The organism is Flavobacterium frigoritolerans (assembly GCF_025847275.1).
In the GTDB taxonomy this organism is placed as follows: Bacteria; Bacteroidota; Bacteroidia; order Flavobacteriales; family Flavobacteriaceae; genus Flavobacterium; species Flavobacterium frigoritolerans.
On sequence record NZ_JAOZEV010000008.1, the window covers coordinates 177,002 to 185,678 of the forward strand.

The 8,677-nt window shown below is 32.6% G+C and carries 2 protein-coding genes; both read right to left on the reverse strand.

All coding sequences use genetic code 11. The features are described from left to right. Positions 1–3 precede the first annotated feature (3 nt). Positions 4–2,814 carry a DEAD/DEAH box helicase gene (locus OIU80_RS12150; RefSeq protein WP_264287272.1) on the reverse strand — a complete coding sequence of 937 codons (2,811 nt, stop codon included), beginning with the start codon at positions 2,812–2,814 and terminating at the stop codon, positions 4–6. Positions 2,815–2,817: 3 nt separating this feature from the next. After that, positions 2,818–7,968: a DEAD/DEAH box helicase gene (locus OIU80_RS12155; RefSeq protein WP_264287273.1), complete on the reverse strand. Its 5,151-nt coding sequence runs from the start codon at positions 7,966–7,968 to the stop codon at positions 2,818–2,820. Between the last annotated feature and the right edge of the window lie 709 nt (positions 7,969–8,677).

Below are 8,677 nucleotides of genomic sequence, written 5' to 3' on the forward strand. Positions count from 1 at the left end.
GGCTTATAATGCTTTGGGTTTTGGAGATAATACATAAACGCCCATCACGTCCGGCGGTAAAACAGGAGTGGTTTTTTCATATCTTCTGCCTCCAATTAATTCTTTAAATCTACCGTGCGCTTCAACTAATTTATCTGCTCTTTCTGTAGCTAAATCAATAAACTGTGATTTCATTTCATGGAAACGAATCATTTCATTTTCAATGGTATTTGTTTGTCTTTCTACTGATAGGTTACTTAATGGAATAGCTTCCATTAATAGTTTTTTGGTTTCTTTAAATTCCAATGTTTTCATTGTGCCATCAACCGCTGTGTAACCCCATAGGTACATTTCTTCGGCTACCGATTCGCGTTTAGAATTAACTTCTTTGATGACATTTCGCACCCTAAACATCACTAACGTCGTTTTAGAACTTACCTCATCAGATTGAATTTCACAAACTCTGGCTAAACGCCCGTATTCTGGATTGGCTTCAAAAGCAATGGCCAGCAAGAATTGACATAATTGTTCAATAAACAAATTGTTTCTTCCTATGTAAGTGTATCCTTTTGGTGTGGGCGATTCAAAACTGATTTTTACAATTGTTTCACCATTGAAAATTCGTTTGATGTGTGGTGGTAGGTTTTCGGGTTGTAATTTGAAACCGTAATTATCGTCCCATTTACAAGAACCGCCTAGCATATCAACAGCACCACGAACAAAATTCTCCACTGTTTTAACGTCACCAATAGCTTCATCTACTTCCTCTAAATCTTTTTTAATCAGTTCCGGGTCAATGCCTTCATGGGCAAAAATGGATCGTAAATTTTCGCCTTTTCTTCGCGCTAATTCTAATTCGTTAGTTACCGTTTCTTTAGTGTCTTTGAATAATTCTTGTTGGAAGCCGGTTTGTTCTTGATAAAGAATTCGTTTGGCAGCTTCGGTCATTATGGATTTACTATTTTCTCCAATTGGTATAGAAACTCCTGTTGATTTCTTGATTTCATTTACTTTTTTAATCAAAACTTCTAAAACGAAAGTGTCCATAGGATTGTCTTCACCATATAAAATATAGGTTTTGATAATTGGTGCCGTCTGCCCATATCTGTCTACACGCCCTTCTCGTTGTTCAATTCTATTTGGGTTCCAAGGCAAATCATAATGTAAAACGGCTGTAAAATACTCTTGGAGGTTAATTCCTTCACTTAAACAATCTGTAGCAACTAGAACTCTTCGTTCTTTTTTGCCCATGATTTCAATACGTTCTTTACGCTGTTCATCAGCTAATTCCGAAGTAATTGCTTCTACATGAATACTTTTTGGCAACTCTTTACGTAGCAAATCGGCAACATAATGAGCTGTAGCTATGTAATGACAGAACACAATAGGGTCAAAACCTTCTTTTATCCAATCTTTTATGATTTTGATAGCTGCTTTTGTTTTGTAATCTTCAGGCGAACCACTTAAAACTAAAGCTTGTTGTTGTAATTCTTTTAATTCAGCAATTTCATTTTGTTTGTATTCGATTGAATCCATCAAATCCTGACGATTGAAATCACCGCTGAATTCATATTCTTCGAATAGCGTATTTTCTAATGATGGTTCATTCACTTCTTCAAACTCAGATAATTTCTCTTTTCTTCTTTCCAACATTTCTACTGCCATCGCAGGACTCGACATAGCTCCTTTGATTAAAGCAATTGCTGCCCATGAACGTAATAAACGTGTTTTGTCATCATCATTTTCAACAGAAGATATACCTCTGGCAAATTTCACTAAACCTTGGTAAAACAATTGATGCTCTAATGATAAACCATACCCAATTTCTTTAGCTTCGCGTTCCGGGAATAATGTTTCTTCGTTTAACCAACGCGTTATGTTTTCTCGTTTGCGTTGAATGAAATGTTTGGCAATTTTTTTTCTATCGGATTGTTCCAGGTTTTCAAAATTGATTTTATTGAAATCTTTCTTGAGTAAACCTAATAAAGAACGGAATTCATCGTCCTTTCCGCTATGTGGTGTTGCTGTTAGCAGTAATATATGCTTATTGGTTTTATCCGCTAAATCGTGTAATAAATTGTAACGCTGTTGTTGGGTTTTGGATTTAGACCCTTCAGGTAAAGCACAGGTGTGTGCTTCATCAATAATGATAAAATCTGGGCTGTCGTTAATGAATATTCCTCTTCGCTTATCGGCCTTGATATAATCAATAGAAATTACCTGATATGGAATGTGATGGAAAACTGATTGATCGTCCGGTATTTTTCTATCTAATTGTGCTGCTGTACTAGAACGGATTATTTCTGCATCAATATCCAATTTGCCTTTGATTTCCAGTTGCCATTGCTCACAAAGATGTGGTGGACAAATCACTGCAAATCGTTTGATTTCGCCCCGTTCCATTAATTCTTTTAAAATGATAAGCGCCTCAATTGTTTTACCAATACCCACGTCATCTGCAATCATCAATCGAACCACATCATGTTTCAATGCCATTACTAATGGCACTAATTGATAGGAACGAGGACGGAAAGATAATTTACCCATACAACGGAACGGTCCCGCTGCATTACGAAATGATAATCTTGATGCATCAAACAATAATTTAGCTGACTCGAATGAACCTATTTCATTTGGTTTCGGTTCAGGAAATTCAGCATATTGAATTTTTTCGGTACCAGTAGCTAAAGGAATATAAACCCCAGTTGTTTCTTCCTCAGAACCTCCAAGCGGTCTAATACTCAATATTTCAACATCATCGGAAGGTAAAACCATCCAATCACGATTTCGGTATTTGACTAATGTCCCAGGTTTATATGTTGCGTTTGAATTCATTTATTATTTTAATTTTCTAAAAATATCTTTTCTACGGATTACTAAATCTTCCAATGATTCTGTGTAATAGGATTCGACAATATCATAACCAGCCTCTTTAAGTAGTCCTCTTTTTTCTTTATCGTCTTTTTGAACTTTTTCTAAATCATGAACGGAACCATCGCAGAAAACCAATACGGGACCATTGTCTGTATTGTAAACAAAATCAGCACTGATGTAAAATTCTTTTATGTTCACTTGTGCTTTATCCGGCAAGACATAATTATTGTCGTTTAAAAAACGAATGAATTTTAATTCGGTATTGCTGTTTTTGTCATAATTTTCTAAAAGATATTGGTATTGTTGTTCTCGGTCATTATTATTTTGAACCACAGAAAACTCACAGTCCATCAGTCTCTCCAAAGGTTGTTTAATACTATGACGGTCTAACACTTCATGATGTATCTGGTTGTAATATGAGAGTAAATCTTCATAAGACGCTTTTGGTAATTGCTTTCCTCTTTCGGTTTCGTCCCTTGTTTCAGGGTCGAAATGCATATAGCGGTAACTTTCTTCAAATAAATGGTGTAAGGTTTGTGGTTCTTCAATTAATTGTGATAATATCCCTAAACTTCCTTCTGATGATTCATACAACAGAATATTTGGTTTTTCAGGATTTCCTAAAACACTTACTCCAATTTCATTTTCTTCCACTTGGAATATTTTTTCAATACCTCTTTTTAGAGCAAAGCTTAATGAAATGGTTTGTTCTGGTGTTAACTCCAAATTTGATAAAGGCTGGATGTATAATGTATCTGCAGTATCCCTGGCAAAAATCATTACTTCTCTCGAGTTTTCTGCAATTTCAGGTTTTTCTAAATCCTTTTCTTTGATCCAAACACCATTAGTTTTATTTATTTTGAAGCCTTCTTGCTGTGACCGTCGCATTTTACGATTTAACTTGATTAGTTCAGTAGCCTGATCGTAAATCAGGTTTAATAAATTTTGACCGTCTTTTGCAATAATTAATGATTTAGTATGTTCCAAACCTTTAGTGTATCTAAAATACTCGCTTACTTCGTATTTAGAACCAGAACGTTCTTCTTCAATACAGGATATACGTTCTACCGGTATTCCTTCGCCTTCTGATAATTCAATCAAATTCGTATTTAGCTCAACATTGTCACCGCGTAGAGGATTTTTAGTGATAGGATCTACATTTGCAATTGATGCATCATCATCCAAATAGGCATAACCGGTTTCTTTGGAAATTTTAATTTTACGCTGAATGTTGTCAGTATCTAAAACAGTCATTCTGTTTATTCGATATTTATTACCATTGTGGTACACAATATTACCTGGGCCAAATTCGCGTAATGCTAAACTTCTTGGTCTTGATACATATTCTCCTTCACCTTTGAAGCTATATCCTAAGAATGTTCTAATTGGTAAGCGTGTAAAGTTATAGCCTGGCAAGAAACCTTCTGCAGCTAAGTAGCGGAACACATAAAATTCAGAATCATTAGAAAAAGAACCTTTACCATCATTTTTTAATAATGAGATTTGTTTACGTGCAACAGCTTCTTGTCTTTTAGCTTCATTTTTCTCTGGACTATCCGATTTGATTATATGATTATCAATAACTAATTGTGCTTTATCTCTTAAATTACAAGCGTTTTGGAATAAGGCAATCCATCTGGTGAAAGCTACTTCGAAATTATGAGCAAATGAATTTATTTTTACATCAATCCAACTATCCGAAAACCAATATGATTTTTTTAAATCTCCTTCTATAGACTTTACTACTTTGAGGAAATTTTGTTTGTAATAAACCTTGTTCAATTCAATAGCATTGTTGATGTTATCAACTATTGATTGCTTTACTTTGACTTTTTTCTCAATAGCTAAGTCCAATATATCTGCTACAGAAGATTGTAAATCACTTATTTCAAGATTCATTAACATGAAAGAATTAAAATGAGTAGATAATAATTCTTCATTTAATAGGTCAATACGGGGAGGAACAACAGTTCCTGATACCATTGTTTCGGCAGCTTTGAAATAATTTTGGTCATGAGGAGACATTGCGGAACAATAGGTAAATACAACCGCTGTTTGTCCGCTACGTCCTGCACGACCACTACGCTGTGCATAATTGGCAGGGTTTGGAGGGACATTACGCATGTGAACAATGTTCAAGTTGGCAATATCAATACCTAATTCCATTGTTGGAGAACAAAATAATGTAGATATTTTGCCTTCCCTAAATTGTTCTTCTCGTGTTATTCTATCTTGATTACCTAATTGACCAGTATGTTCTTTCCCTAAAATTTCTTTAGCGTATTTAGAAAAATCCACTTTATACAGCTTTTGAAAATAACTGTTAGGAACTAGCTTAATATCTCTAAAAGTATTTAATCGAGTTTCATCTGTTTGTACCGTAACCTCATCACCAGCGAGCCAAATAATTTTATCGGTTCTTAATTGATACCCTTTTACAACACCTCCTAAGAATTCTTCCCTAACTAAGAAATTTGTTCTAGTTAATAAATCACATACAGCTTCAATAAAATCTCTAAAATCTTCTTGATTTAAAGTATCAGTTCCTGCATCTTCCATTTTACGTTTCAAGTATTTTCCAATACCAGAACGCGAACCCATAGAAGCAAAGAATTTACCTTTCACCCTTTGTTTAGGTATTACACTAACCAAATGACTAGGTGTGTCGATATTCTCATTTTTATCTAAAGACCAAAGTTTTTTATCATCTAATTTATTTTTTAAGAAAGTTTCAGTTTCCTGTTTATTTTTTAATAATCGATGATCTAATGAATAGTTTGTTCTAAAGAAATTAAGCATTTGAAATAATATTTCTTTTCTATTATAGGCGTCAATATCTTCAAAAAAATAAATGCCTTTGAACTTGTCATCAAAATGAGACAATTTGTCCAATTCTTTATACTCTACTTTTAATAAAGCTGTTTGTTCTAAATTGGGAATTGTATATCTCCAACCGCGTTTCAAGTCCTGGAAAATTCTATATAGAATGTATTCTTTAATCGCTTTAGAATTTTCTTCATCAGGAAAATCAGGATCCTGTGAAGGATAGGATGCAAATGACTCTTCTTTTAATTTTAATTCATCAAAAACGCGTTCAGAAATCTCATGAACATTAATTCCTTGAGTATTGTTTTGTAAAGCTTTGTGAAGTCCAGCTCTTAATTTTACAGAAGATAAAAAATCATTGAAGTGTCCCGCTTGTAAGGAAGCATCTTGTCTATTGTCTGTAAAGCTTAATAATTTTTGATTTTTAGTTTCTTCCTGTTGTTCAAATAATGTGTCGATTACCGAATACGAAATAACCGTCGTTGCTGTACTGCGTCCTTCACTACCTAAACGTGTAAGTTTTGTAAATTCGCTAGTTTTACTGTCTTCATAAATTACACCTGCTGTTGGATCAATTCTTAATTTAGCTGCAATAAAATATCCTTTGGTGGGATATTTTGGTTCAGACGAATAATTTCCAAAAGCATCAAAATAAATTCGAGATGGCATCATCCATTCATAATATGGCTGGAGACTTAATCCATTATTGCTTAACCATTCGTTTGGTACAATATTCACGGGGTTTTCATTCCAGTATTCTTCCCCATCATCCAAAATAATATATCCGAATCTGAAATCATCTTCAGAAATATTACCTTTTCTTTTTTTAAAATCGGTATTCGTTAGATTTTTAAATTCTCTATCTGGATTTACTGGATTTAATTTATTCTCAATGGTGTCTTTTTCGACACAAATAAATTCAACGCCTGAATATCGACTAAACAAAATAGGGTAAAGCATTTTATCTTTTCCGCTTTTGTCTTTTATATATCTTCCAGATTCAATAGTTATTTCTCTTGAATTTCTTGGCTCTAAAGTTACCGAAACTGAACTTGTTTGGGATATAAATTGATGAAACCTAAAAGGGAGAAAACTTTTTCGAGTATTTTTTTTTCTATTTTCTTCATTTAATTTTTCAGTCCATTTTAAGACATCTATCACAACTATCTCTATATCATTAAAAACTAAAGAAGTAATATCCTTAAGTATTTTTGATATTTTCTTAATGGATAAGGGCTTTCCTCTTTCTAGAACATCATGATTGTTTTTTAATGCAATATTAACTTCAAGCCAATTGGTTAAAGAATGATTAATATAAACAGTTTCATCCCAGTCATAATTTATTCCTTTTCTGATGGATTCAGCTAATTCAAATGCCGAAGGGTTTTTACCCTCAGTACATGTTTCAAGATATTCGCCAACAATTTGTTCCGCACCATAACTCTTTCCAAAAATCTTGGTGGCTACTTTGGCAACTTCTCGTTTTTTATTCTCGGGACTACCATCAGATGCCATCGTCGCAGAAGTACCAATACAGATTATTTCATTATTACAATTGGCTTGAATACGTCTGTTGAGGTAACTTACATCTGCTCCTTGTCTTCCTCTGTAAGTATGAAGTTCATCATAAACTAAATACTGCAAATTCTTTTCAAGCGAATTTCTTAGCCAACTTTCAGATTGTCGAGTCATGATAAGTTCCAACATCATATAATTGGTTAAAATTATATCAGGTTCATTTTTTCTTAAATTTTCTCTAGTTTCAGTTGATTCTTGCCCAGTGTATTTTCCAAAAGTTATTGGGAAATTAGTTCCAAAGTTTTCAGCATATTTTTTAATTTCTTCCTCTTGGGAATTAATTAATGCATTCATTGGATATACCAAAATTGCTTTGACTCCTTTTTTTTTCTCCGAGCCTAAATTGAAAAGATGATTAAAAACCGTAGCTAAAAATGTTAAAGATTTTCCCGATCCCGTTCCTGAAGTAACTATAAACCCTTTGTTTTGAATGCCTATTTTAATGGCTTCAATTTGATGTTTATATAATGTATAACCTCCAAATGTTTTTGGAAGGTTTGAATTAATTAAATTTTGTTCAATTAGTGCATTAAGAGTTTCTCCCTTTTGAAAGGAAGGATTGAACTGAATCAAAGGCTCCGGTATTAAACCTTCTCCCATAATAATTTTATCGACTTCACTCTTAATTCTTTCATCTGAGATTGAAAGGAAAGAATTCAGGTAATTTTTGTAATTATCAATTACTTTTGAATGAGTTTTGAAGGCGTCCATTTAATAATTTTAGAAAATTAATCTTGTAAAAATAATAACTTGTAAATCTAAAATATTAAATCAAACAAACCTATTCAAATATTAAACAGAGTTAGATTTAATTAGAATTTATTTTGTGAAAATACGGTATTGTAATTTCCTTTTTTTACGGTTTTCCACATTAATTAAAATAAGTTTGTTTTTTAACGTTTTTTTAGTCGAATATAAAACATAGTAATAAATTCTTATATTAACTTAAACTCAAAATCTTGTGAAAAATATTATTGATGTCATTTTATGGCAAAGAACTAATTTGTGTTTTTGATAAAATGAAGTTTTCGCTAATTTATTTTACTGGTCTGCTGTATAGATGTTTTCGAATGTAAACGCTTAATTTTCTGCGGGTGCTTGCTTTGAAATGGTATTTAATTTTCGCATATTCTTATAAGACTTAAGAGCTTTCAGTTAGCTAAACAATGAAGAATCAAAAAGGAAAAATATGTTTACTTATACTCTTTCTTTCTATTTTACTTACGAAAAGAAGTAAGTCTTTTTAGCTATAACTGATTTCTTTTCAATCGATAATAATTACCTTTAATGGATAATAAAAAATAATTTTGTTGAGCGTAAATCGATCATAATTTAAACTTCAAATACTTTAAAGAAACTGATTTTTTTGATTTAACCGTTGACTCTGTAAAAATGTCTTAAGGTTCATGTATATAATAAA